Here is a 25,852-nt window from a genome sequence, read left to right on the forward strand (position 1 = left end):
TAACATGAAAGAGATGGAATAGTGGAATGAGTCATTTAATTGTACAAAATTTAACCAAAACAGTGGGCGATAAAACGCTTTTTCAAAATATTGAATTTACCATTTATGAGGGAGAGCGGGCAGGCTTAATCGGTATAAATGGAACGGGAAAATCAACCCTGTTATCCATTTTAGCTGGGGACATGGAAGCGGATTCGATGACAGTAGATCGCCCGAATAAATACCGTGTCGCTTATTTACCACAGGAGCCTACATTTCAGGCAGGTGAAACAGTTTTACAAGCTGTCTTTTCAGGCGATTCGCCCATTTTACAGCTGAATCGTCAATATGAGGAAACGGTTGCTGCACTAGCAAGTAACCCAACATCCGAAAGTTTACAAAAGACGTTATTTAGTCTGCAACAGCGCATGGATGAAGAGCAGGCATGGGATGTCAATGCCCTTGCAAAGACGGCCTTAACAAAGCTTGGGATTGAAACTTTTGAAAAAGAGGTACTAACGCTATCAGGCGGTCAGCAAAAACGTGTAGCATTAGCGAAGGTGTTAATTGAACCAGCGGATCTTTACTTATTGGATGAGCCCACCAACCATTTAGATGTACAGTCTACAGAATGGCTTCAAGAGATGGTCTTACGATTAAAGGGTGCAGTGATTTTCATCACCCACGATCGTTATTTCTTAGATGAATTATCAACACATATTTACGAGTTAGCAAATCAAACCTTGTATCGTCATACAGGGAATTACGGTGATTATTTAGAGGCCCGAGCTATTCGTGAGGAGATGCAAGCTGCTTCTGCACAGAAGGATCGCAATCGTTATCGTTCAGAATTAAAATGGATACGTCGTGGTGCGAAGGCGCGTTCAACTAAGCAAAAGGCTCGTATTCAACGCTTTGAAAAGCTAGAAGAAAACCTAGAACGCAAAACAGAAGATGTTTCCTTGGATATGGGACTTGCGACAACACGTCTTGGACGTAAAGTGCTGGAGGCTGAGAAAATTTCGAAAGCCTTTGGCCAGCAAAAAATCCTTGAAAACTTCTCATTTCTACTACAGCAAGGTGATCGAATTGGCATTATCGGCGCGAACGGTGTAGGAAAATCAACTTTGTTGAACATGCTAGCAGGAGAGCTGACACCCGATCAAGGTGAAATTCTTGTTGGGTCAACGGTCAAGCTGGCACATTTCAAGCAAACATTGCCGAAAATGAATGAAAATGAGCGCATGATTGAATATATACGTGAGGCTTCAAATGATATTACCGATGCAGAGGGTGTCCGTTACTCAGCTGCTCAAATGCTGGAGCGCTTTTTATTCCCGTTGCATGCTCATGGTACTCCAATTGGAAAATTATCGGGCGGTGAGCGCAAGCGTCTTCATTTATTACGTTTATTGATGGAGCAACCAAACGTCTTATTATTGGACGAGCCAACCAATGATTTAGATATTGAAACATTAGGTGTGCTAGAGGATTTCATCGAGCATTTCCCAGGCGTGGTTATCACGATTTCCCATGATCGTTTCTTCCTCGACCGTATTGCGAAAAAGCTATGGATACTAGATGGTCAGGGACAAGTAGAGGAAACACTGGATCTATACAGTGAGTATCTGGAGAAACGTGAGCAGACAGCTACTGTCAAAGTAGAAACGTCAAAAGTAGAAAAGCCAAAATCAGAAAAGCCAAAATCAGACAAAAAAAAGCTATCGTTTAAAGAGCAAAAAGAATGGGAAACGATTGCAGACGAGATAGAGAAAACAGAAACTGCTATTATGGAGACCGAAGAAGGTATCGCCAATGCAGGCTCAGATTTTACCAAGCTACAGGAATTAACAGCTAAGTTGGATGAGCTAAATGCACAGTATGAGCATCTAATTGAAAGATGGTCGTATTTAGATGAAATAGTTAACGGATAAGGAGCGATAGACATGAAGATTATTACCATTGAACCGACGCCAAGTCCCAATTCTATGAAGATTGTTGTTGATACAGAGCTACCATTCGGGAAGAGCTATAATTTTACAAAGGATAATAAAGACGAAGCAACAGGCGAAGCGGCTGCTATTTTAGCGATTGAGGGAGTAAAGGGCGTTTACCATGTAGCCGATTTCTTTGCTGTTGAGCGTAATGCTAAATATGCATGGGAAGGCATTCTAGCAAGTATTCGTCAAGTGTTAGGGGAAGATGTCCAAACACAAGAAGAAACGGTTGTGGCCAATGAATTTTATGGAGAGGTTTATGTCCATGTACAATTTTACAAGCAGGTGCCTTTACAAGTAAAAGTTTTTGATAACCAACGTGAATATCGTATTAGCTGCGGAGACCGTTTTGTCGATGCTTTTAATCAAATTATTGAGTCAGCAGTAGATGAAAACTATATTTTCCAACGTAAGTGGATTGATTATGGGGTTCGCTACGGTGAGCTTGAGGAAATTGCTGAAACAATCAAACAGGAGATTGATGTCACTTATTCTGCAGACCGTTTAGCAGAAATTGTCACAGCTATCAATAATGATGGTGAAAAAGCCGCTGTGAAAACGGACAAACTCAAAGTGACAGTAAAACAGTTCAAGCAACCTGAATGGGAGAAACGCTTCCAACTGCTCGATCAAATGGCTGATCCTGAGCTAGACGATCTACCGCTATTAGATTTAGCCTTACAGGATGAACAAATGTCTATCCGTCGACTAGCGACGGTGTACTTAGGCATGATTGAGGATGTGGCAGTTGTCCCTTATTTAGAAAGAGCCCTACAAGATAAAAGTGCAGCAGTACGTCGAACAGCAGGTGACTGCATGAGTGACCTGGGCTTTGTAGAATTTGAAGAAGCCATGCTGCAAGCCTTACAGGACAAAAACAAATTGGTTCGCTGGCGCGCAGCCATGTATTTATATGAGGTCGGCACAGAACAGTCCTTACCAGCATTGAAGGCTGCCGAAGATGACAAAGAATTCGAAGTGAAGCTACAAGTGAAAATGGCCATTGCCCGTATCGAACAAGGCGAGGAAGCAAAAGGCTCGGTTTGGAAGCAAATGACCGAGTCCCGTCAACAATAATCAGGAAAAACCAGCAAATGCTGGTTTTTTTCTATTTTGTAATGGTTGGCATTCGCCCTAATAAATGGGTAAGGTGCTTCTGAATGGTGATAGGTCCTCTCCAAGAGTGAGCGAACCACTCCAAAGAAGTGTGGACCCACTCTTAAAAAGGGTGAATCGTTTCAAAGAAGCGGATACCCGCTCTAAAAAGAGATGAAGGTCGCTCCACAGAACCAAAAACCCTTTCTCCAAATTAAAGAAATCCCGCTCAAAAAAGTGTTCCCTCTTCCAAACTATAATTATCTAACCACCTGAAAATCAAAAACAATACTCTCTTGCATTCGATGAATTGATCGAAAAATCGTGTAAAACAGAAAAAAATGTTGTTTTCTAGTGATTTATTGCTAAACAAAAAGTTAAAGGCGTTCTTTGAATCATTAACATATTGTCTAGTTTCATAGAGAAAGGACAATGTTAAAATAACATAAATTCAGAATATTCTTTAAAAATAGGGGGTCCTTTGCATGACAGTAACTAGTTTAAAGACAACAAAATCGTATGTGCGAGATCGTGAGACGGTCATCGCCTTAACACAGAAGCTCGTACGCATTGAAAGCGTTTACCGTGAGAACGATCCGAAGGGCAATGAGCAAGAGGTGGCAACTTTTGTAGCGGCGTATTTACGAGATATTGGCATCGAGACGCATATCGAGGAGGTTGTGCCAGGGCGACCAAATGTCATTGGTATTATTGATTCGGGCAAGCCTGGGAAAACATTACTTTTCGAAGGACATACGGATGTGGTGACAGAGGGCAATCGAGAGGCTTGGGCCTATGATCCATTTGGAGCAGAAATTGTAGATGGGCGTATGTATGGCAGGGGAACGAATGATACAAAAGGGAATCTTGCTTGTATGATTACAGCTTGTCAGTCATTGCTACTAGATCAAGAGGCGTTTACGGGCAAAATTATTTTATGTATTCCATGTGATGAAGAAGGGCTTATGCTAGGCATTAAGCATTTTATTAAGAATGGCTGGGCCGATGGTGTGGATGGTGCGATTATCTGTGAGCCACAGGAAAATAATGTGTGTATTGCACAACGCGGGGCTATTCGTTTACAGGTAGATATTTTCGGTAAAATGGCGCATGGTGCGATTTCGTGGAGTGGCATTAATCCTAACTGGCGTATGGCACGTTTCATCGTAGAGCTTGAAAAATTGGAAAAAGAGGAGCAAGCACGATTAGGGCGTGATCCAATGCTGAATTGGCCATCTATTACACCAACGATTTTACGAGCGCCTGTAAAGGGAGATGCACAAATCAATGTCATTCCTGATCACTGTATGACAACACTCGATATTCGCACGGTGCCTGCGCAGGACCATGATGAACTACTGGGCAAGATTGAAGCGATTATTAAACGATTACAAGCAGATGATCCTGATTTCAAAGTAGAACTGACGGTTCTTGATAACCGACCTGCAACAGCAACAGCGAAGGAAGACCCTGTTGTACAGGCAATATATGAGGCTGTGGCAGAGGTAACAGAGAAGGAACCAAAATATAACGGTGTTCCAGGTGCGACAGATGGGACGTTTCTTCATGTGCATGGTATTCCAATTGTAACGGTTGGAGCAGGAGATCGAGAAATTCCTCATCAAATCAATGAGTATGTGGACATTGAAGAATTGGCAGAAACAACGGCCATTTACCGTTTAGCAGCATTAAAATTTTTGGCGGGTGATGCACAATGACAGCTTTCAAAATAGCAGTAATACCAGGAGATGGCATAGGAAAAGAGGTTATGCAGGAAGCGTTAAAAGTTTTAAATTGTTTGCAAGAACAACATAGCTCCTTACAAATTGAAACAACCATCTTTCCTTGGAGCTCCGATTACTACGTGCAGCATGGCTGTATGATGCCTAATGATGCACTGGCAACACTTCAAACATATGATGCGATTTTATTTGGAGCTATTGGCGATGCTCGTGTGCCTGATGATGTTACCGTTTGGGAATTAATTATGCCCATTCGAAAGCATTTCCAGCAATATGTGAATTTCCGTCCTATTAAATCACTACCTGGGATAGCGTCGCCCTTGGCTAACGGCAAAAAAATTGACTTTGTGATCTTCCGTGAAAATGCAGAGGGTGAATATTCGGACAGCGGTGGTCGACTGTACCAACAGCAGCCGCAGGAAATGACGATTCAAAATACAATCATGACGCGCATTGGGATTGAAAAAATTGTCCATGCTGCCTGCGATTATGCGAAGCAACACGGTAAAACCAAAATAACAAGTGCGACAAAATCGAATGCCATTATTCATTCGATGAAATTCTGGGACGAGCATACAAGCAAAACGGTGAAGCAAAGTTCACCAGCACTACAGCTCGAATCCATTTATATCGATGCACTCGTCGCCTATTTCGTAGAACGACCACAGAATTTTGAAGTGGTAGTAGCGTCCAATTTGTTTGGCGATATTTTATCCGATTTAGGCTCTGCTATTGTCGGAGGACTTGGTCTATCACCATCAGCCAACCTGAACCCCGAAAAGGATTTTCCATCGATGTTTGAGCCTGTTCATGGCTCAGCACCAGATATTGCAGGCAAGGGCATTGCCAATCCAATCGCTCAAATTTGGTCGCTTGCCTTACTGCTTGGCCATCAAGGCAGACCAGATTTAGAACAGCTCATTGTTAAAGCCATTACAGCTGTGCTGCAAGAAGGCGTTGTGAAAACAGCAGATATTGGTGGACAAGCGACAACAGCACAAATGGGCGATGCGATTTGTCAGGAAATTATTAATAGAACTTTAACAGCAGGAGGTGTTTAGCATGGCAGTTGAGCAAAAGGTGATTGTGGTTACTGGTGCGGGAGGCGGTATGGGAAAGGCCATTATTCACGAGCAATTAAAGCTGGGCAATCGAGTTATTGGACTTGATCTATCCATAGATGCCTTATCAGATATTGCACAGGATGCCCTTCAATGCTTTGAAGTCAATGTGTTACAGGAGGAACGTGTGCAAGACATCTGCCAGCAGGTTTTTGATAAGTATGGCAGAATAGATGGTCTTGTTAATGCACTGGGAATTGCCCAGTCAGCTACGCCGATTGAAGAGGTCACAATGGATGAATGGAATCGTTTAATGGATGTTAATGTGAAAAGTTTATTTATCACGACAAAGGCAGTTGTACCTTTTATGAAAAAACAGCAAAGGGGTTCTATTATTACAATTGCCTCGATTTCAGCAGTGCGACCAAGACCGGGCTTACAGGCTTATATTGCATCGAAGGGTGCAGCAGAGAGCTTTACGAGAGGACTAGCAATTGAACTAGCATCTAGTCAAATTCGGGTTAATACGATTCATCCAGGACCAGCAGACACACAAATGCTTGGTCAATTTGCCGCACAGGGTGCAGACGTAGAGCAGACGAAGCAAAGTGTCTTTGTGCAATCTGTGCCATTAGGACGATTAGTGAAGCCAGCAGATATAGCAGGAGCTGTTAGTTATTTACTCTCAGATGCAGCAAGTATGGTCACAGGAACGACATTACATGTAGATGGTGGCCGTGGATTATAGGAGGGGTACAATGAAAAAAATTCCTATGTTGATAGATGGTGAGTGGGTTCACGGTGATGCTCAGGCATACCTCGATGTTAAGAATCCCTCAACGGGTGAAGTGATTGCACAAATTAGCAACGCGAGTAAAGAACATGTAGAAGAGGCAGTACGTGCAGCCCGTGTAGCCTTTGAACGTGAGGACTGGCGTCAATGGAAAGCCTATGAACGTGGGCAGTTATTGATCGAATTTGCTCATTATATTCGTAAGCATGCAGAGGAATGGAGTTTGCTAGAATGTCGGGATGTAGGAAAGCCCTTATCACAGGCAAGAGCAGATATTGAAGCAGCGGCACGCTATTTTGAATTTTATGGTGGTGCAGCGGATAAGGTGATGGGAGATACAATTCCGATTGAGGATGGGCTTTTAAATGCAGTAGTGCTAGAGCCAGTGGGCATTACGGTACATATTGTGCCATGGAATTATCCGATTCAAATTACGGCAAGAAGTGTAGCAGCTGCTATAGCAACTGGTAATGCAGTCATTGTGAAAAGTGCGGAGGATACACCGCTAACAACACATGCCATTGCAGAATGGTTCGCCGATAAGTTGCCGAAAGGGATTTTCCAGCATATTACGGGCTTGGGACGAGAAGTTGGTCCTTATTTAACTTCACATCCCGATATTAATCATATTACGTTTACAGGTTCTGTTCCTACAGGAATTGCGGTGATGAAGGCGGCTGCTGAAAATGTTGTGCCTGTGACATTAGAGCTTGGTGGTAAATCTCCTAATATTGTTTTTGCGGATGCTAACATGGAGCAGGCATTAGAGGGAGTCGTACGTGCGATTATTCAAAATGCTGGTCAAACTTGTTCAGCAGGGGCACGTTTACTCATTGAGGAACGAATAAAAGAGTCCTTTATTTCCCGATTAGCCCAAAGGTTCCAAGTGATCCAAGTAGGACCAGGTGAGGCAGATATGGAGATGGGACCGTTACTGAATGAACAACAATATACAAAAATCACTGCATTATTACAGCAAGCAAAGGTAGATGGCTATGTTGTGACGGGTGGGGAACCATTGACATTGGCAGGCTATGAGAACGGCTTTTATGTTCAGCCAACTATACTTGATGGTGTTGATCCAAATGATCCATTAGCTCAGGAGGAAATTTTCGGTCCAGTGTTAACCGTCTTGACATTTTCGACTGTAGAGGAGGCCATCGCATTAGCCAATAGTACGGACTATGGCCTAGTGGCGGGCATTTGGTCACAAAATATCGATACGGCTCACTATGTGGCAAGTCGTGTGCAGGCGGGACAAGTATTTGTCAATAATTATGGAGCTGCTGGAGGCATTCAAATGCCATTTGGAGGCTATAAAAAAAGCGGAATTGGTCGAGAGAAGGGCTTTGTTGCACTGCGAAACTATACGCAAATGAAAAATATCGCTATACGCTATGCACCACCTAATCAACACTGAGATGGAGGGACGCATATGGAACAGCCAAAAGACAAAGATGTGCTTTTAGAGGTCAATCATTTATCAATTAAATTCCATTTAAAAAATGGCAAAGAGGCAAAAGTTGTGGAAGATGTGAATTTTACTATTCATAAAGGAGAAACCGTTGCACTGGTTGGTGAATCGGGAAGTGGCAAAAGTATTACATCCTTAGCCATTATGCGGTTGCTGCCTATACCTCCAGGAGAAATTACGTCAGGTTCTATCACTTTAAACGGTAAAAATCTACTTACCTATAAAAATAAAGAAATGAGCCGTATACGGGGCAATGAAATTAGTATGATTTTTCAAGAGCCCATGACCTCTTTAGATCCCGTTTTTACGATTGGCAATCAAATGATTGAAGGCATACGAAGACACCAAAAGGTATCGAAAAAAGAGGCATGGAATAAAGCGCTACAGCTTTTAAAAGAAGTCGGGATTGCGAATGCAGAAAAGGTCATCGCTGAATATCCTCACCAACTTTCAGGCGGGATGCGACAACGAGTTATGATTGCCATCGCAATGTCGAATAATCCGCAGCTATTGATTGCGGATGAGCCAACTACTGCACTTGATGTCACGGTTCAGGCACAGATTTTAAAGCTGATGCTAAAAATGAAGGAAGAGCATCGATCAGCCATTTTATTCATTACCCATGATATGAGCGTTGTTGCAGAGACAGCTGACCGCGTTATGGTGATGTATGCGGGACAGATTGTCGAGGAAGCTCCAGTAAGAGAGCTCTTTTTAAATCCACAGCATCCTTATACAACAGCGCTTTTAAAGACGATGCCAAGCCTTGAAACAGATGTCAAAAGGCTACCGTCGATTCCTGGTACTGTGCCACCTGCGTATGCATTACCTGACGGCTGTCGCTTTGCGCCACGTTGTCCCCATGCGCTGGCACATTGTCATCAGGAGCAACCTGCTGTTCATCACATTCAGGAGGCACATAAGGTACGCTGTCATTTATTCACGGAGAAAGGAGAGCTGGCTCATGACAGAGAAAGAAGTTTTGCTGGAAATTAATCATTTAAAAGCCTACTTTCCTGTGAAGCGTAAATCGATGAAGGAAGAGAAAAAGGTCATAAAAGCGGTTGATGATATTTCGATTGAGATTTATAGAGGGGAAACACTTGGAATTGTTGGTGAATCAGGCTCAGGAAAATCCACCTTTGGGCGAACAATTTTAAAGCTCGTTGAACCAACAGCAGGCGAAGTGCTATATAAAGGACAACCCATCCAGCATTTAAAGGGGAATAAGCTACAAAGTTACCGAAATCAAATGCAAATGATTTTTCAAGATCCCTTTGCCTCTCTCAATCCTCGGATGCGAATCGGTTCTATAATCGAAGAGCCGATGAAGCTACAATTAACCTTGACGAAGGAGCAACGCAAAGAGCGTGTGAAGGAGCTATTACAAAAGGTAGGGCTACCTGAGGATGCCATGCATAAATTTCCACATGAATTTTCTGGTGGGCAGCGGCAGCGTATTGGGATTGCACGGGCATTAGCGATTCATCCAGAATTCATTATAGCCGATGAGCCCGTTTCAGCATTGGATGTGTCGGTGCAATCGCAAGTGCTCAATCTCATGATGGATTTACAGGATGAATTTCAATTAACCTATTTATTTATCTCACATGATTTAAGCGTTGTGAAGCATATTAGTGACCGTGTGGCAGTGCTGTATTTAGGTAGAGTAGTGGAGATTGGGACAAAGAAGGAGCTATATGCCAATCCGTTGCATCCCTATACACAAGCATTACTATCTGCAATACCAGTTGTTAATTTTGATGAGCCTAAGCAAGAAATACTTTTACAGGGCGAGTTACCAAGTCCGATGAATCCACCTGTTGGCTGTGTCTTTCATACACGTTGCCCGCATGTGATGGAAAGATGCCATCAGGAGAGACCGAAGCTTCACAATGAAAATGATCATCAACGAGTAGCCTGTTTTTTATATGATAAAAAATCAGAAAATTATAATTATTTAAAAAGTGAGGTGTGAAGAATGTTTGGCAATATAACGGATGTGCCAGGTGTTAAGGTAGGACATCGCGAGAACAAGGAGGGCATCACAGGCTGTACGGTGCTAGTAGTGGAAAACGGAGCAGTTTGTGGAGTGGATGTTCGAGGCTCTGCACCAGGTACTCGTGAAACAGATGCGTTAGATCCCATCAATGAAATTGACCGAGTTCATGCTATTTGTTTAGCTGGGGGTAGTGCGTTTGGGTTAGATGCTGCTACAGGCGTCATGCAATTTTTAGAGGAGCAAGGGATTGGGGTAGATGCAGGAGTAGCGAAAATACCGATTGTACCAAGTGCTGTACTCTTTGACTTGTTTATCGGTGATCCACATGCACGACCTACAGCACTAATGGGCTATGAAGCGGCACAAGCGGCACAAGTTGGCTCATTTCCAAATGGCAATGTAGGCGCGGGCTACGGAGCAACTGTAGGCAAATTAGCTGGTCCAGAATTTGCAATGAAGGGTGGGCTTGGTAGTGCTTCCTATGCGGGAAAAGATGGTCTTGTAGCAGGTGCTATCGTGGCTGTCAATGCAGTTGGAGATGTCAAGGACCCTACAACGAGGAAAATTTTAGCTGGAGCAAGAGATACGCATTCTGGTCAATGGGTGGATTGCTGTGCCTATTTAGAGCAACATGCACAATCAGAGGCTTTAGCGGGAACTAATACAACCATTGGTGTTGTGGCAATGAATGCCAAGCTAACGAAGGCGGAGGCTAAAAAGATTGCGCAGCTTACGCAAAATGCCTTAGCACGCACGATTTATCCTGTTCATACGATGCTGGATGGCGATACGATTTTTGTGCTTGGTACAGGGGATCAATCCTATGCACTTGATTATTTAGGCCAGCTAGCGACAAAGGTGATGGAGGAAGCAATTCTAGCTGGCATTAAAGCCGCTGAACGATTGGCGGATGTTGAGAGTTATACAAGCATTCAAAAGACAAGCACTTAGAAAAAGGGGGAACAGCCATGCAATGGAAAAAAAGCGGATTGATACTACTAACAGTGTTAATGGCAATCGTTATGGCAGCGTGTTCAAGTGATGGAGAGAAAACGACGACTACTTCAGGTACTACAGATGGTCAAGCGGCAACAGATGCTCCACAGGAAATTGTTGTACGTGTGAATGATGATCCAGATTTTTTAGATCCACATAAAGCGACAGCGTCCATTTCTTATCAAATGATTCTAAATATCTTTGAGGGGCTAATGGCTCCTGAAACGGATGGCTCCTTAAAGGAGGGACTTGCTGAAAGCTATGAAATTTCTGAGAACGGCTTAACCTATACGTTTAAAATTCGCCAAGGTGTGAAGTTTCATAATGGTGATGATTTAACGATGGAGGATATTCAATATTCCTTTGACCGTTTAATGGGGAAAAATGGTGGGGAAAAAATGTCCAATAGCTTTGATAATGTAGCATCTACAGAGGCGCCTGATGCAAGTACATTTGTGATTAAGCTAAAAGAGCCAAATTCAAATTTCTTGTATTCATTAACAGGCAGACAATCAGCTATTATTCCAAAGAGCAATGATGGGAAGCATAATGAAAATCCAATTGGTACAGGTCCATTTGCCTTTGTGAAATATGCACCAGGTACAAATTTAGAGCTTAAGAAAAATGAACAGTATTGGCAAGAAGGATTACCTTATTTGAATAAAGTAACCTTTGCCTTCCAATCAGATGATCAGGCAGCCATTATGAGCTTAATGGCAAACGAAGTTGATTTAACGAGTGTTCCTTGGCACCGTGTAAGCGAGGTAGAGGGAAGCTATAATTTATCACACCAAAATAATAACTCTTCTCTTATTGTTACATTTAACGAAACAAAGGCACCATTTGACAATGTGAAGGTTCGTCAAGCAATCAATTACGCAATTAGTAAAGCCGATATTATTGACTCTGTGTTTGCAGGCTATGCTGTGCCACTTGGCTCTAATATGAGTCCAGCGATGGGCGATTTCCAAAAGAAGGGCTTAGAAAGCATGTATGAGCGAGATGTGGAAAAAGCGAAGGCGTTATTAGCAGAAGCAGGATATCCGGATGGCTTTAAAACAAAAATTACAGTGTCTTCACACAATGATATTTACTCAAATATTGCACAAATTGTCGTAGCTAATCTACAAGAGATCGGAATTGATGTAGAAATTGAAGTAGTGGAATGGGGAATTTGGCTAGATCGCGTTTACTTTGGTCGTGACTATGCAATGACAACGATTGACTTAACAGGTCGTGCATCTGCTTTTGAAGTGTTGAATGATTACATTTCTACAAACGATAGTGAAAACTTCTTCTTATTTAAAAATGAAGAATACGACAAAATTATGGCTGATGTTTTAAAGGAAACCGACCAAGCCAAGCAAATAGAGTACTATCATCGTGCACAGGAAATATTAGCTGAGCAGGCAACAGCAGTGTATATTGCGGATTATCAAATCGTTTGGGGATCTGACAAACAGGTGACGGGGCTCAAGAGCTATCCATTCTGGTTCCACGATATGTCAGAGGTCAAGTTTTCAAACTAGAAAGGGATGAGTGCTTATGATGTATATCCTACGTCGAATCATCCTGTTAATAACAACCATCCTTCTAGTATCCATTATTACATTTGGTGTTTTTCAAATTTTACCTGGTGATCCAGTTCGCACAATGCTAGGAACAGAGGCGGATCCCACTCAAATTGAAAATTTACGATCTGAGCTTGGCTTGGATCGTCCTCTTTATGAACAATATGTGGATTGGATGAAGGGCTTATTGACAGGGCAATTAGGGAATTCCATTCGATTTTCCATGCCAGTAAAAGAATTACTATTTGATCGACTTCCTGTCACCATGTCATTAGCAGGACTCACCCTTATCATTGTCTTAATCATCTCATTACCTTTAGGGATGTTTGCAGCAAGAAGACAAAATAAATTAAGTGATGTGTCATTATCGACTGTAACCCAGATCGGTATGGCAGTGCCTTCCTTTTGGCTAGGGATGATGCTTATTCTTTACATTGGCCTACAGTTCAGCTTCTTTAAAATAAGTGGCTATATACCTTGGACACAAAGTGTAGCAGGGGCGCTCAGTACCCTAATACTTCCAGCCTTAACGATTGCGATTCCACAAATTGCGGTGAATTTTCGTTATGTTCGTACAGCCATTTTGGAGCAGGTCCAGCTCGATTATGTCCGTACGATACGCAGTAAAGGGATGTCTGAACAAAATGTAATGTATAAGCATGTTTTAAAAAATTCCATGATTCCGATATTGACGGTTTTTGGGTTGATTATGGCGGAGGTAGTGGCAGGAACGATTATTGTGGAGCAGGTGTTTTCATTGCCAGGGATTGGTCAGTTATTGATTACGGCTATCAGTAATCGTGATTTTCCACTCGTACAAGGGATCGTTATGTATATTACAATAGCTGTCGTCATGATTAATTTTATCGTCGATGTTTTATATTCTGTGTTGGACCCTAGAATTCGATTACGTTAAGAGGTGACTACCATGAAACAATTACAGCGCTATACTAAAAAAATCAATTTAGTCATTGGTCTCCTCGTCATTGTTGGCTTTCTGCTCGTCATGATTGTTAGCTTTTTTTATACACCCCATGATGTCAACGCGATGAATATACCTGAAAAATTGCGTGGTCCAGGTGGTGCCTATATGTTTGGAACAGATGAATTTGGGCGAGATATTTTTAGTCGCATTATGAAGGGGACACAAACAGCCTTTGCCGTGGGTCTATTAACGGTTGCGATTGGAACGATATTTGGTATTCTCATAGGCGGAATTGCAGGCTATGTTGGTGGCTGGGTCGATGAAATATTTATGCGTACGATGGACGCTTTAATGGCCTTTCCAGGAATCATCTTAGCATTAATGCTTGTAGCAGTATTCGGCCCAGGAATAACGAATACAGCGATAGCGCTGGGGATTATCGCGATACCTGCTATTGCGAGGATTGCCCGCAGTGGCTTTGTGCAACAACGTGACTCGGAATATGTGCTGGCAGCGAAATTAATTGGTGTTAAGCCTTATAGCATCATGTTTCGTCATATTTTACCAAACATTTCGTCGCAAATTATTGTGGCAGCAACCGTGACTTTTGCGACAGCCATGTTAGCCGAGGCAGCACTGAGCTATTTAGGGCTTGGGGTACAGCCACCAAACCCTAGCTGGGGCAGAATGTTAAAAGATTCACAAGCCTATTTAATCGGTGCCCCTTGGTATACGTATGCCCCTGGAGGAGCCATTACGATTCTTGTTTTAGGCTTATATATGCTCAGTAATGCTTTACGAGATTTTATGGACCCGCGTTCAAAATCGTAATAGATCAGGTGCTGTCTTTTGCAACAGTTCATATGCCTTAACAGCCATCTCAATATTGAGGCGATGGGGAGCTTGTAAAAAATCAGCACCTAGTATACTTTCTAAGCGTTCTATTCGTTTGTAAAGTGTTTGACGAACAATAAACAGCTGTTCTGCTGTATCATTTTTAGCTCCATTACAGGATAGATAAACAGCTAATGTTTGAAATAAATCATGGCTACTTTTTTGATCTAATACTAAAATTTCCTGTAAATAATCTTTTACAAATTGTAGGAGAGCTGATTGATCCTGCTGTAATAACAATCGATAAACACCTAAATCTTTATAATAGATGGAGCTCGTCAATTGATGATGCTGCATTTGGATGGCTGATTTGGCTTCCTTATAGCCCAGATGAACACTTTCGATCGTTTGATAGACATTGCTAATACCACAGCTAAGGGTAAGTTGCTCAAAAAATTGTGCTGCTTTTCTTGCAATGATTTGTGAAATTGCTTGATCAAAAGCGTCGCGATTGTCTTTCATATAATCTGCGGCAATGAAAAAGGCTAAAATAATTATCTCGTGCTGTCTTACTGAAACAGTAGGGAAAAATCCAAGCTTTTTCAGAATCGAACGAACATACATGGCATTTTGTAGCTGGATTTCCTGCCATTCTTCTTCAGGTACAGTATTGGCTTCATCATGTAGATTGAACACGACGACTCGGTAAAATAAATTACGACTTTCGATTGGTAAATAGCTTTGGTAGTATTGAATATCTACGGGCTGACCTTGAATTAAGGCTAGTATGAATTCATCTTCCCGGCTTTGCTGTCGCTCCTGAAGCATGCGGTTACGCATTAAAATATGGGCAATCGACATAGTTGCTCGTTCAAGATTTAACAAGGTGTAATCACTCTGCTTTGGCAGTTCAGAATGCATACATAAATAGCCCCACACTTGTCCAAGTCCATTAACAGGAATAATGACAAAATGGTCTTTACCCAAGGATAGAAGGTGCAAGGGCTCTTGTAGTTCTAACTGCTGACAATGCTCCTCCATGACACGTAAGTATTTTTTAGCCTCCATAGGATAATAAAAGCTTTTTGTATCTTCTGAAACAAATAGAAAGGGAGCATTTGTATCTTGATGGAGCACTTGTAATATTTTTAAAATACCATTTGGCATTAATGATAATTCCATAAAAGTTTTGGATAGTGTATCTAGCTGTGTAAGTGCCTGCTGGTGTTGATTAATTATGTACGTGTGCAAATCTTGCGTAATATCAATAAATCGTACAATTTCTTCAAAGATGATGATAGGGAAATGATGGGCATTTGCCATGGCAATCAATTCTACGGGAACATGGTCAAAATAGTCGCCAATTTCTATACAAAGACCAGCTGCCTCATTACGAATAAGGTTTTGTAAGTAGGCTATTTGTGTTTCTCGTTCTAGCTGTAAACCGACACCCGTGGTTAAAATTAATTCACCACCATTGATTAAGGTTTCAAAATCTTTAATTTCTAATATATGTGTCCACAATACTTGGCGATCTAGGCCGTGCTGCCCTGCAATAAGCTTCGCCGATTCAAAATGCTTGCGCTTGAGGACATCACGTACGAGTAGAGGATGTTTCGACATCAATTAGCACCTGCCCTTCGAATGTACAATGTCTATTTCATTATGTTAGAGAAATCAGAAAATTTCAATATTAACTAGCTTAATAGGGAAAATGGTGATAGACAAAAAGACACCGATGATACACGATTGGAGGTCATGATATGGAGCGAAACGATCAGTTTACACATACTTTACAGCAAAAAGATCATGAAAACATTTGGCATCACATGTCTATCTATAACGACAAAGCACCTCCCATTATTGAGCAGGGAGAAGGGGCATGGATTACAGATAGTTTAGGCAATCGCTTTTTAGATGGCATGTCAGGCTTATGGGCAGTGAATGTAGGGTATGGGCGTGAGCGTCTTGCTAGGGTTGCCTATGAGCAGCTAAAAAAGCTTTGCTATGCTCCTTTAACACAAAGCCATGAACCTGCCATCAGGCTCGCTGAAAAAATAAACAGCTTACTTGATGATGACTATATGATGTTTTATTCCACTAGTGGCTCAGATGCGAATGAAGTAGCGTTTAAGTTAATACGTCAATACCATCAACAAAATGGGGAAGGGAACCGCTACAAAATCATTGCGCGTTATCGGGGCTATCATGGCAGTTCACTTGGGGCATTAGCAGCTACAGGTCAGGCATTACGTAAATTTAAGTACGAGCCGCTGACACCAGGCTTCTTACATGTTGCTCCACCTGATCACTATCGTCGTCCAAAAGGGCAGTCAATTGAGGCATACAGTCTAGCACTTGCCCGAGAAATGGAAGAAAAAATTATTTGGGAGCAAAAAGAAACCATTGCGGCTGTCATTATGGAGCCACTCATCACGGGTGGTGGAGTGCTTATTCCACATCCAACTTATGTCAAAGAAGTCGAGCGCATTTGTAGAAAGCATGGAGTATTACTCATCATGGATGAAGTCATTTGTGGCTTCGGACGGACAGGTAAGCTATTTGGCCATCAGCATTTTGATATTCGGCCAGATGTCATTACCATGGCGAAAGGATTAACGAGTGCCTACCTACCACTATCCATTACAGCTATACGGAAAGACATTTATGAAAAATTTAAAGAGACGGACGGCTATAGTCATTTTCGCCATATCAATACGTTTGGGGGCAATCCAGCAGCTTGTGCAGTGGCCTTAGAAAATATAAAAATCATGGAGGAGGAAGGACTTGTGCAGCGAGCAAGAGATTTGGGTATTCAATTCCTACATGATTTGCAAGACCTATTAGAGCTGCCTTTCGTTGGCGATATTCGTGGGCTTGGGTTACTCATTGGCATCGAGCTGGTTGAAGATAAACAATCTCAAACACCTGCTAAGCCTGAGCTAATCGCGAAAATCATGGCTGATTGTCAAGCAAATGGCTTAATTATTGGAAGAAATGGTGATACAGTTGAAGGCTTCAATAATATCATTACGTTAAGTCCACCACTGTGCTGTACAGACGAGGACTTTGATTTTATGGTTGCTGTATTAAAACGAGTATTTGCAGCCAATGTCTAGCCTAAGGCGATTCCAAATGTGCGAAAAACACGAGGAATCGCCTTTAATACTGTCGTTTATGCCCTTTCTTCACCTCTTCCCAGTCAATTTCGATGTTATGCAACACACGTGTTAGTAGACTGTGAATGCTGTTAATCTCCTCATTGGAAAACCCCTCAAGCGCACGGGCATTGGAATATTCGCCCTCCCGTTTTAAAAAAGGATAGATGTCCATGCTTTTAGCTGTAGGAAAAAGTAATTTATTTTTCTTATTACCTTGTTCAATTCGTTTTTCAATAAAGCCTTTGGTCTCCAATTTTTGAATAGCTCGTGAAGCCGTTGTACGGTCTACCTTCAATAGCTCTGCGACTTTCTCTTGAATAATACCTGGATGTTCACAAATACGGATGACATATAAATATTGCCCCTTTGTCAAATCCAATTCCTTGAATTCAATATTGCTTATCGAGTCTAATGCCCGTGCTATGGCACCTATTTCACGTAAGATTTCTTTCATGTTCGATCCTCCTGAGATTTTTGTTGTAATTGCAATAAAAATCATTCTATACTAATACTATCATCTTCAAAGTGAAATTGCACCTAGAGAAGATGATAAGGCAGGAGAAACTAGGAGGAATAGTAATGACTATAAAAAAAGTGACAACTGAAGCAGAATTACAAACAGCGTTTGATTTTAGACGAAGCGTTTTTATTGAAGAGCAGCAAGTCCCTGAGGAAGAAGAATATGATGAATTTGATGCACTGGATGCTCCATGCGATCATATTTTGGTGTATTACAATGAGCAACCTGTTGGAACAGGGAGACTTCGAGTTGTAGAGGACTATGGCAAATTGGAGCGTATTTGTATATTAGAAGAATACCGCAAATATGGCCTTGGTAAGGAAGTTATTGTGGGCCTAGAGCAAATTGCTCGAGATAAAGGGCTAACAAAAGCAAAATTAAATGCTCAGTCCTATGCAGAAGGCTTTTATGAAAAATTAGGCTATCAGCGTGAAGGTGAAGAATTTATGGATTGTGGCATCCCCCATATTTTAATGAAGAAATACTGGTAGCAGACGAAATTCACACGATTATAGAACATGCCAGACTTAGCGTCATACGTTGTAACTTTTTAATCGTTGCTCGGGTCTACTGCTGAAAGGGGGGGATGTTGTTGAAGAAATGGATATGCCTTTGTTTCATGTGTTTGTTGTTACTGACTGCTTGCGGTAGTCAAGTCATCATCGAATGGGTTGATTTAATTAAATGGGATGGTGAGCAATATGAAGCTGTATATGAAGTAGCGTTAGCCGATCGTTCATTCATCGATAAGGAAATAGGGGAAGTTGATTTTAAAGTGGCAGATCATATCAAAAGAACTTCCTATCGCTTTAAGGATGGCGATGCAGCCTTCCATGAGAAGGGAACAAAGCTTTATGCGATAAAGGGTCTTGACGATGCCATTGCGGTAGAGGATCAGTCGGTTATTAATGGCTATCGAATTTATATGATAAGAGCTGAAGCTCCGCCGCGACGGAATTTTGATCAGGTTCCATTAGAAGAAGTGAAGAAAATAGAATTTTACTCATCTACGGAAGAAGGCAATCGGAAAACGGCTAGCTATACAAACCAGTCTGACATGGCAGATATAAAGGCAATTTTAGTCAATAGTAAACCAGCCCCATCCTTTGAGCCAAATGGGGATACGAACCGTTATGATATACTCCTTTATACAGACGATGCCATTGCTTTTCAATATGGCATACAATTTGATGGTACTACTTATTTTTGGTTTCCGTCAGAAAACGCGATTTTATCGAATGATATACAGCAGTTTATTTCCAAAGATTAGCATACTTCTCTAAAGAGAATTCCATACTACTTTCTGTAATGGTTAGGCGATCAGGAAGATTAACACTTTAGCAAAATGCTCCAATTAAAGAAAGCTGCCCAAACGATAAGGCAGCTTTCCTTTATTTTTTCTTTACAACCGTACCTGCAAAGCTATCATGAGGAAGACGTTGACCATGCTGCTGCTCGAAGGCTTGGCGATCTTTTAGATAATCGAACGTACTGATAGTGTCTCGATAAGCCATGCGTTTAATAATTTGACATTCTGATAATGGACGACCATCTTCATTTTCGAGTGTCAATCCCATTGCTTTGTAGCCAATCGTTTGTCCGTTTTTACGGAGTTGTGCATATTCTAGCGCCCACAATACCACAGTTGGCGTAACGAGTGCATGAACAGCCTCATTTTTTACTTTTTTTCGTAGGAAGTATTCAACCCCAAACGTGACAGCTGTTGAAACAGCTGTATCGATTAAAAATGCAGCTGTGCGTTTTTTTGTCATCGATTCCATATAAGCCCTCCTTTAATGACCTGTCACTAGTACATACGAACAATAAGGACAAAAAGTTTCAATTTATTCTAGATTCATATCTAATGAAAGTACAGGATAGGATGGAATCGCCCCATGCTTTGTTGTTGAAATGCCCGCATATCCGTTTGCAAAAGATAGCAGAGACATTGCATACTGTTCACAATGAGCTACCACTTGATCTACTGTTAGTTGATGATGAAGAAATTGACTTAAAATCGCGCCAATAAAAGCATCACCAGCCCCAGTTGTATCAACGGTTTGTACCTTGTTAGCAGGAGCCTTCACATGATGCTTTTTCGTATATAAGGCAGCCCCAGCAGCACCATGTGTAATGATAATAACTTCTACATATCCCTTGAATAACGTTTGAACAGCTTCCTGTTCATCTTCTAGAGTTGTTAAAAACAACAGTTCTTCCTCTGAAAGCTTGACAATATGGGCTTTTGGTAAAAAGGCTAAAATGGTTTCACAACACGCCGTCTTATCCTGCCATAAAGGAAGGCGCACATTCGGATCGAAGGATATAAGGCTTCCTGCTTGATGTGCCTGTTCAATAAGGGCAAGATGTGCTTGTTTCATAGGACTCTCTACAAGATTAACAGAGCAAAAGTGAACGATATCGTGCGCTGTTAATAGCTGCGAGGGGAGGTATTCCTGTTTGTATAAGAGATCTGCAGCATGTCGGCGATAAAATTGAAAATCTCGTTCGCCATGTTCATTTAATGAAACAAAGGCAAGACTTGTTTCACCATCCGTTGATTGACGAATAAACTGTGTATCTACACCTGCTTGCTGCAACGTTTTGATTAGGAAGTCACCAAAGGCATCCTGACCGACTTGTGTAAGAAGGGCCGCCTGCTGTCCTAGCTTTGCACAGACAGCGGCTACATTGGCAGGTGCTCCTCCTGCATGTTTAGTAAAATGCTCAATGTTGGCTAGGGAGCCGTGCTGCTGTGTCGGTGTAAAGTCAATTAATAATTCTCCAATTGTGAAGAGCTTGCCCATTATGAGACCTCCTGTGGTAGTCGCTTTTTCTTAGGAACATAAATGGTATAAAAAATACCAGCGAAAATGAGAAGGATCCCCATCGTTTGCGTAAAGCTTGGCATAAAATCAAGCAATAGCATATCCAGTAAAATGGCGACAACAGGGTCGACAAAAACCAATACAGAGACAAGAATCGTAGACAGGCTACGAATACTATCAAAAAATAAATAGTAAACAAATCCTGTATGAATAAAGCCTGTGCCGAGTATATAAAACCAATTGGTTGACGTTAATCCATCAAACAGCGAGAAGTCGATAAAAGGCAGTAGTATCACGATTCCAACTGTTGTTTGAATATAGGTTAACGCATACGAGCTAAGCTTCGTGATGGTTTTGCTTGTTAGCATTGTAAGGGCATAAAATACTGCTGACAGTAATGCCCAGATAAAGCCAGATTGCATAAATTCTGAGAACGACACAAAATTATTGAGACCGATGATAAAAATACTACCGATAAAGCAAGTGATTGTTGCGACAAGTGCCTGAATGGTCATTTTTTCCTTCAAAAAGATAGCGCCTAAAATTAACACAAATATGGGGGCTAAATTATAGATGGAAATGGCAATTGAAATGGACATTTCCTCAAAGGCTTTAAATAAAAATACCCAGTTTAACACAATAAAGACACCGCAAATAAGCGTTTGAAAAATTTCTTTCTTATCCCATACCTCTGTTTTATGTCCACCAGTGATGAGCCACATACCACCTAGAAAGAGGGTTGCGCAAATGCATCTAACAAAGACAAGCTCTGTAGCGGGAACACCAGTGTGAACGGTAAAAAAGCCGATGGAACCAAACAGTGCCATGGAGACTGTTAGTTTAATGATTGCTGAGATGTTCATACGAAACCTTCCTTCTATTATTTTATGAAACTATAAGAACTATTCACGAATTTGGCCGTTGCCGTGAATAACATATTTTGTTGATGTTAATGCAGGCAAGCCCATTGGTCCACGGGCATGTAGCTTTTGTGTACTAATACCGATTTCTGCACCATAGCCAAATTCAAAGCCGTCTGTGAAGCGGGTGGAGGCATTATGATACACTGCTGCTGCATCAACATTGTTTAAGAACGTCTCGGCGGTTAATTGATCTTCTGTAATGATGGCCTCAGAATGATTTGTGCCAAAGTATTGAATATGCTCAATCGCTTCATAGACATTTTCCACCAATTTAACGCTTATTTTTAAATCAAGGAACTCTGTCGCATAATCTTCCGCCGTAGCTGGAAGGGCAGCTGCAAATTGCTGACATACTTGCTCATCACCGATGATGGCTACACCTGCATGATGAAGGGACGTTAAAAGCTGGACGCCATGTTCTTGAAACCAAGTAGGATGAATGAGTAAGCTTTCTGCTGCATTACAAACAGAAGGACGCTGTGTTTTAGCATTCATACAGATTTTTTCTGCTTTTATGTAATCCGCCATTTCATCCACGTAAATGTGACAGTTGCCTGCACCTGTTTCCAGTACAGGAACAGTCGCTTCATTGACAACTAAATCGATCAGGGCTTTGCCACCGCGAGGAATGAGCACATCTAAGTACTCTTTTAAATGGAAGAGTTCTTTGGCTGTTTCGCGGCTTGTATCCTCAATTAATTGAACAGCATCTGTAGGGATGGATGTTTTAGCAAGCGCGCGATGAATACTTGCAACAAGAGCCATATTAGAAAACTTAGCAGAGGAGCTTCCACGCAAAATAACTGCATTGCCCGTTTTTAGGGAAAGTGTTGCTGCATCGATCGTGACATTTGGTCGAGCTTCATAGATCATACCAATAACACCAAGTGGCACAATTCGTTTTTCAATGCGCAGCCCATTGTCTTTTTCAATGCGTTCAACAATTGTACCTACTGGATCGTTTAAGGAGACGAGTAAATGAATGGCATCTGCCATTGCCGCAATCCGTTCTTCATTGAGCATGATACGATCTAACGTAGACGCAGGAATACCTTGCTGCTCACCCTGTGCCAAATCCTTTGCATTTTCAGCCATGATGTCAGGTTGATCGATTAATAGCTGTTCTGCAATTTTTTTCAGTGCCTCATTTTTCTCGCAGGTTGTTTTAATATTTAACATGTAGCTTGCGGCTTTTGCGCGTTGTCCTTTTTCTTGAATTTCACTTGTCATTTGTCATTCCTCCTTAATTCGTTTGAATTTTCAGCCATTTGTCTCGGTGAATTACCTCAATAGGGCTTTTCAGCAATGTATCAGTCCGTTTTCCCATGGCAGAGATAAGCTCTTGGGATGAGTACAGTACTTCGCCGCGTCCTAGTAAGTCCTTATCACTATAGACTTCAACAACATCACCATTTACAAAATCACCTTCTACACGATAGACGCCAGCAGGTAATAGACTTTTCCCATTATTCATTAAAGCCTGTTCAGCACCACTATCTATAAAAATTTTACCAGAAATTTCCGTAAGTGCAATCCACTGTTTATGATTTGTTAACACAGCAAGCTCGTCATGCTCCACATAAGTGCCATCACCATGTCCTGCTAAAATATCGACGAGCTTCTGTGCACCATGACCTGTTCCGATAAATACCTTCACCCCTGCACGTAGCGCTGTTCGGGCAGCCAGAAGCTTAGAGGCCATGCCACCTGTGCCAACCTTTGATCCTGTACCATCCGCAAAGCTTAGCAAATCATCTGTAATAGCCGCTAATCGATCAATGCGCTCTGCCTGAGGGTTTTTATTGGGATTGGCATTATAAAGGCCATTGATATCTGTTAAAATGATGAGCTGATCTGCGTGGACAAGTCCACTGACGAGTGCTGAAAGCATATCGTTATCTCCAAAGGTTAATTCACTAATTGACACTGTATCGTTTTCATTAATAATCGGTAGCATGGATCGTTCTAACAATTCCTCGAAAGTCGCATAGGCATTTTTATAGCATTCTTTTTTAGAAAAATCTGTTCGTGTCAATAATATCTGTGCAGGCATGATATCGTAAATACTAAATAAGGCACTGTACGTTTGAATAAGTAGGCTCTGTCCTACAGCAGCAGCTGCCTGCTTTCCTTTCACTGTCACAGGGCGAGCAGGGTAGCCTAGTTGTTTAAAACCCGCCGCTACAGCACCTGACGAGACAAGCAACACTTCATGACCCAATTTCTTCAACTCGGCGATTGCCTGCACATGGTCCATTAAGCGAACTTTATCGATTTCACCCTTCACATTCGTTAAAGAGCTACTACCAATCTTAACAACAATTCTTTTTCTCTCCATCTCACTACCTCCATCATTGCTGAATCAAGATAAAAAAAGCCTTTTCATCCTAAAAATTAGGACGAAAAGACTTGCCTTCCGTGGTACCACCTACATTGAATATCATGCGACATTCCACTTTTCTCATAACGCTCGAGACTGCGCCTAGTTTGGCTAGGACGTTTCACGAAGTAGGTTTCATTAGTCTTTCTTGTACAATGCCTTTCAGCCGATGGGCATCGCTCTCTTTTCAAGCAGTGGCTAACTACTGGTCTTCGTTCGTTTTCTCATCTATTGACTAAAGGATGCACTACTTCTATAAGTCTGTCAAGCTGAATGGATAAATTACTTGAAAGTTTTGATAAATTAAGAAAGGGATGCGCTAAAACGCTAAAGAGGTCGCTTATTCAATTATTTAAACCACCAAATCGCAATGAAAAGGGGAAGCATAGCCAGTACAATGACAAAGAAACTCCAAATGACTTGTTTCCCCGAAGACATATTTTTGGGTTTAATGCTCATTTGTTCATACAGCTGGTTAATGGCCCGTTGCTCTTTCGCATAAAGCATTGCTTGAAATTCTTCGTAATCTTGTATATAGCTAGATGGGGCACGTGGACTGAAGCGTAAATTTCGAATGGAATCTGTAATCTCTTTGTCAGCCATCCAATACGTGATGACAGGTGCTAAGCCTGCGTTTTGTGTGGCCTTTACCTCAATGTCATGGGATTTCATTTTATAGTAAACCTGTCCATGCTCATCCTCATATTGCGTGACAATATCACTTACTGCCATTATCAATCACCTCTTATGGAAGTTATCTGGTTTATCATGAGTTTCTACTATTATAATGGATTAGGGAAGAAAAGTATCGCTTGAGCGAGCATAAATTGTGAAACCAAAATTTAAAAAAAGTTTTGGATAAAGTCATAAACTTACATCTAGTGAGAACAACGTCATGTAGTATAATGTATATAGTTTTTTAAAAGAAGTTGAAGGAAGGGAAAGTTTTGGACATCTCAACGTTATTTGCGTTTTTAGGGGCTGCGATGATTTTAACCATTATGCCAGGGCCCGATAATTTATTTGTGCTTGCCCAAAGTATTACACAAGATAAAAAAGCGGGTATTGCCACATCTCTTGGATTGTGTACAGGGCTACTTGTTCATATTAGTGCAGCAGTACTTGGTATTTCTGCGATAATTTATCAATCGACCATTATTTTTACCATCGTCAAATTTGCAGGAGCAGCGTATTTATTATATTTAGCTTGGCAATCATTTCGTGCTAAAGGAGACCCTTTTACGTTGCAACAGCAAAATACGCAAGCCTATATTAAATTATATAAAAAAGGAATATTAATGAATATTTTAAATCCAAAAGTATCGTTATTTTTCCTAGCGCTGTTACCACAGTTTGTTAATCCATCGCAAGGACATGTGGCGTTTCAAATGCTTATTTTGGGTATTGTATTTTTAATACAAGCGCTTGTATTATTTTCATTGTTTAGTATATTTGCAGGGAAAGTTAGACAAGTCATTATTGGTAAACCTGCGATTGCTAAACGACTAAATACAGTTCAAGGTATTCTATTCACATTTATCGGGATACAGATTGCCATCAGCAAACAGTAG

At 41.4% G+C, this 25,852-nt stretch carries 24 protein-coding genes; 16 read left to right on the forward strand and 8 right to left on the reverse strand.

The window, feature by feature from the left end:
* Positions 1-26: 26 nt before the first annotated feature.
* The 12 genes from B3D98_RS09840 to B3D98_RS09895 all read left to right on the forward strand — a co-directional run bounded on the left by B3D98_RS09840 (position 27) and on the right by B3D98_RS09895 (position 14,466).
* Positions 27-1,913 (forward strand): ABC-F family ATP-binding cassette domain-containing protein, encoded by a 1,887-nt coding sequence (locus B3D98_RS09840; protein WP_103117794.1) that lies wholly within the window; start codon positions 27-29, stop codon positions 1,911-1,913.
* A 12-nt stretch (positions 1,914-1,925) separates the two neighbouring features.
* Positions 1,926-3,053 carry a conserved virulence factor C family protein gene (locus B3D98_RS09845; RefSeq protein WP_288582731.1) on the forward strand — a complete coding sequence of 376 codons (1,128 nt, stop codon included), beginning with the start codon at positions 1,926-1,928 and terminating at the stop codon, positions 3,051-3,053.
* A gap of 503 nt (positions 3,054-3,556) precedes the next feature.
* Positions 3,557-4,789 (forward strand): M20 family metallopeptidase, encoded by a 1,233-nt coding sequence (locus B3D98_RS09850; protein WP_009374236.1) that lies wholly within the window; start codon positions 3,557-3,559, stop codon positions 4,787-4,789.
* Positions 4,786-5,874: a tartrate dehydrogenase gene (locus B3D98_RS09855; RefSeq protein WP_115673915.1), complete on the forward strand. Its 1,089-nt coding sequence runs from the start codon at positions 4,786-4,788 to the stop codon at positions 5,872-5,874. The genes B3D98_RS09850 and B3D98_RS09855 overlap by 4 nt, the downstream gene beginning before the upstream one ends.
* Position 5,875: 1 nt before the next feature.
* Positions 5,876-6,622 carry an SDR family NAD(P)-dependent oxidoreductase gene (locus tag B3D98_RS09860; RefSeq protein ID WP_054550825.1) on the forward strand — a complete coding sequence of 249 codons (747 nt, stop codon included), beginning with the start codon at positions 5,876-5,878 and terminating at the stop codon, positions 6,620-6,622.
* A gap of 10 nt (positions 6,623-6,632) precedes the next feature.
* On the forward strand, positions 6,633-8,087 hold the full coding sequence (locus B3D98_RS09865) for an aldehyde dehydrogenase family protein (protein WP_288582732.1): 1,455 nt from the start codon (positions 6,633-6,635) through the stop codon (positions 8,085-8,087).
* A gap of 15 nt (positions 8,088-8,102) precedes the next feature.
* A complete protein-coding gene (locus B3D98_RS09870) occupies positions 8,103-9,137 on the forward strand; it encodes an ABC transporter ATP-binding protein (RefSeq protein WP_048390127.1) in 1,035 nt (344 codons plus the stop codon).
* The gene (locus B3D98_RS09875; RefSeq protein ID WP_066037719.1) at positions 9,106-10,119 is read left to right on the forward strand and encodes an ABC transporter ATP-binding protein; all 1,014 of its coding nucleotides are present in this window, start codon (positions 9,106-9,108) and stop codon (positions 10,117-10,119) included. The genes B3D98_RS09870 and B3D98_RS09875 overlap by 32 nt, the downstream gene beginning before the upstream one ends.
* A 3-nt stretch (positions 10,120-10,122) precedes the next feature.
* Positions 10,123-11,094, forward strand: coding sequence for a P1 family peptidase (locus B3D98_RS09880; protein ID WP_054550828.1), 972 nt, complete (start codon positions 10,123-10,125; stop codon positions 11,092-11,094).
* Positions 11,095-11,111: 17 nt separating this feature from the next.
* Positions 11,112-12,668 carry an ABC transporter substrate-binding protein gene (locus B3D98_RS09885; RefSeq protein WP_103117799.1) on the forward strand — a complete coding sequence of 519 codons (1,557 nt, stop codon included), beginning with the start codon at positions 11,112-11,114 and terminating at the stop codon, positions 12,666-12,668.
* A gap of 16 nt (positions 12,669-12,684) precedes the next feature.
* Positions 12,685-13,626, forward strand: coding sequence for an ABC transporter permease (locus B3D98_RS09890; RefSeq protein WP_259948689.1), 942 nt, complete (start codon positions 12,685-12,687; stop codon positions 13,624-13,626).
* A gap of 12 nt (positions 13,627-13,638) precedes the next feature.
* Positions 13,639-14,466 (forward strand): ABC transporter permease, encoded by an 828-nt coding sequence (locus B3D98_RS09895; protein ID WP_004229583.1) that lies wholly within the window; start codon positions 13,639-13,641, stop codon positions 14,464-14,466.
* Here the strand turns inward: B3D98_RS09895 and B3D98_RS09900 are convergent.
* A complete protein-coding gene (locus B3D98_RS09900) occupies positions 14,455-16,092 on the reverse strand; it encodes a PucR family transcriptional regulator (protein WP_288582734.1) in 1,638 nt (545 codons plus the stop codon). The genes B3D98_RS09895 and B3D98_RS09900 overlap by 12 nt on opposite strands.
* Positions 16,093-16,232: 140 nt before the next feature.
* Between B3D98_RS09900 and B3D98_RS09905 the strand changes: the two genes are divergently transcribed.
* Positions 16,233-17,588 (forward strand): aspartate aminotransferase family protein, encoded by a 1,356-nt coding sequence (locus B3D98_RS09905; RefSeq protein ID WP_112117777.1) that lies wholly within the window; start codon positions 16,233-16,235, stop codon positions 17,586-17,588.
* A gap of 43 nt (positions 17,589-17,631) precedes the next feature.
* Here B3D98_RS09905 and B3D98_RS09910 read toward each other — a convergent pair whose 3' ends face one another.
* Entirely contained in the window at positions 17,632-18,084 is a 453-nt protein-coding gene (locus tag B3D98_RS09910) for a MarR family winged helix-turn-helix transcriptional regulator (RefSeq protein ID WP_237900219.1), read from the reverse strand.
* Positions 18,085-18,209: 125 nt separating this feature from the next.
* Between B3D98_RS09910 and B3D98_RS09915 the strand changes: the two genes are divergently transcribed.
* Together B3D98_RS09915 and B3D98_RS09920 are read left to right on the forward strand one after the other, a co-directional pair.
* The gene (locus tag B3D98_RS09915) at positions 18,210-18,641 is read left to right on the forward strand and encodes a GNAT family N-acetyltransferase (protein WP_066037722.1); all 432 of its coding nucleotides are present in this window, start codon (positions 18,210-18,212) and stop codon (positions 18,639-18,641) included.
* Positions 18,642-18,736: 95 nt separating this feature from the next.
* Positions 18,737-19,420: a hypothetical protein gene (locus B3D98_RS09920; RefSeq protein WP_288582737.1), complete on the forward strand. Its 684-nt coding sequence runs from the start codon at positions 18,737-18,739 to the stop codon at positions 19,418-19,420.
* Between the two features lie 121 nt (positions 19,421-19,541).
* Here B3D98_RS09920 and B3D98_RS09925 read toward each other — a convergent pair whose 3' ends face one another.
* From B3D98_RS09925 to B3D98_RS09950, 6 genes are all read right to left on the reverse strand, one after another.
* Positions 19,542-19,931, reverse strand: a complete 390-nt coding sequence (locus B3D98_RS09925) for an RDD family protein (protein ID WP_048390139.1) — start codon at positions 19,929-19,931, stop codon at positions 19,542-19,544.
* Between the two features lie 63 nt (positions 19,932-19,994).
* A complete protein-coding gene (locus B3D98_RS09930; RefSeq protein WP_288582739.1) occupies positions 19,995-20,957 on the reverse strand; it encodes a carbohydrate kinase family protein in 963 nt (320 codons plus the stop codon).
* A complete protein-coding gene (locus B3D98_RS09935; protein ID WP_004229564.1) occupies positions 20,957-21,841 on the reverse strand; it encodes a DMT family transporter in 885 nt (294 codons plus the stop codon). Before B3D98_RS09935 ends, B3D98_RS09930 begins: the two co-directional genes overlap by 1 nt.
* Before the next feature lie 39 nt (positions 21,842-21,880).
* On the reverse strand, positions 21,881-23,131 hold the full coding sequence (locus tag B3D98_RS09940) for a glutamate-5-semialdehyde dehydrogenase (RefSeq protein WP_288582741.1): 1,251 nt from the start codon (positions 23,129-23,131) through the stop codon (positions 21,881-21,883).
* A 13-nt stretch (positions 23,132-23,144) separates the two neighbouring features.
* Complete coding sequence (proB, locus tag B3D98_RS09945; protein ID WP_281216660.1) at positions 23,145-24,239, reverse strand: glutamate 5-kinase; 1,095 nt, start codon at positions 24,237-24,239, stop codon at positions 23,145-23,147.
* Positions 24,240-24,629: 390 nt separating this feature from the next.
* The gene (locus tag B3D98_RS09950) at positions 24,630-25,013 is read right to left on the reverse strand and encodes a hypothetical protein (protein WP_004229554.1); all 384 of its coding nucleotides are present in this window, start codon (positions 25,011-25,013) and stop codon (positions 24,630-24,632) included.
* 215 nt (positions 25,014-25,228) lie between these two features.
* Here B3D98_RS09950 and B3D98_RS09955 point away from each other — a divergent pair, with 215 nt between their 5' ends.
* Positions 25,229-25,852, forward strand: a complete 624-nt coding sequence (locus B3D98_RS09955) for a LysE family translocator (RefSeq protein ID WP_048390149.1) — start codon at positions 25,229-25,231, stop codon at positions 25,850-25,852.

This window comes from Lysinibacillus sp. UBA5994 (assembly GCF_002429725.1).
GTDB lineage: Bacteria > Bacillota > Bacilli > Bacillales_A > Planococcaceae > Lysinibacillus > Lysinibacillus capsici.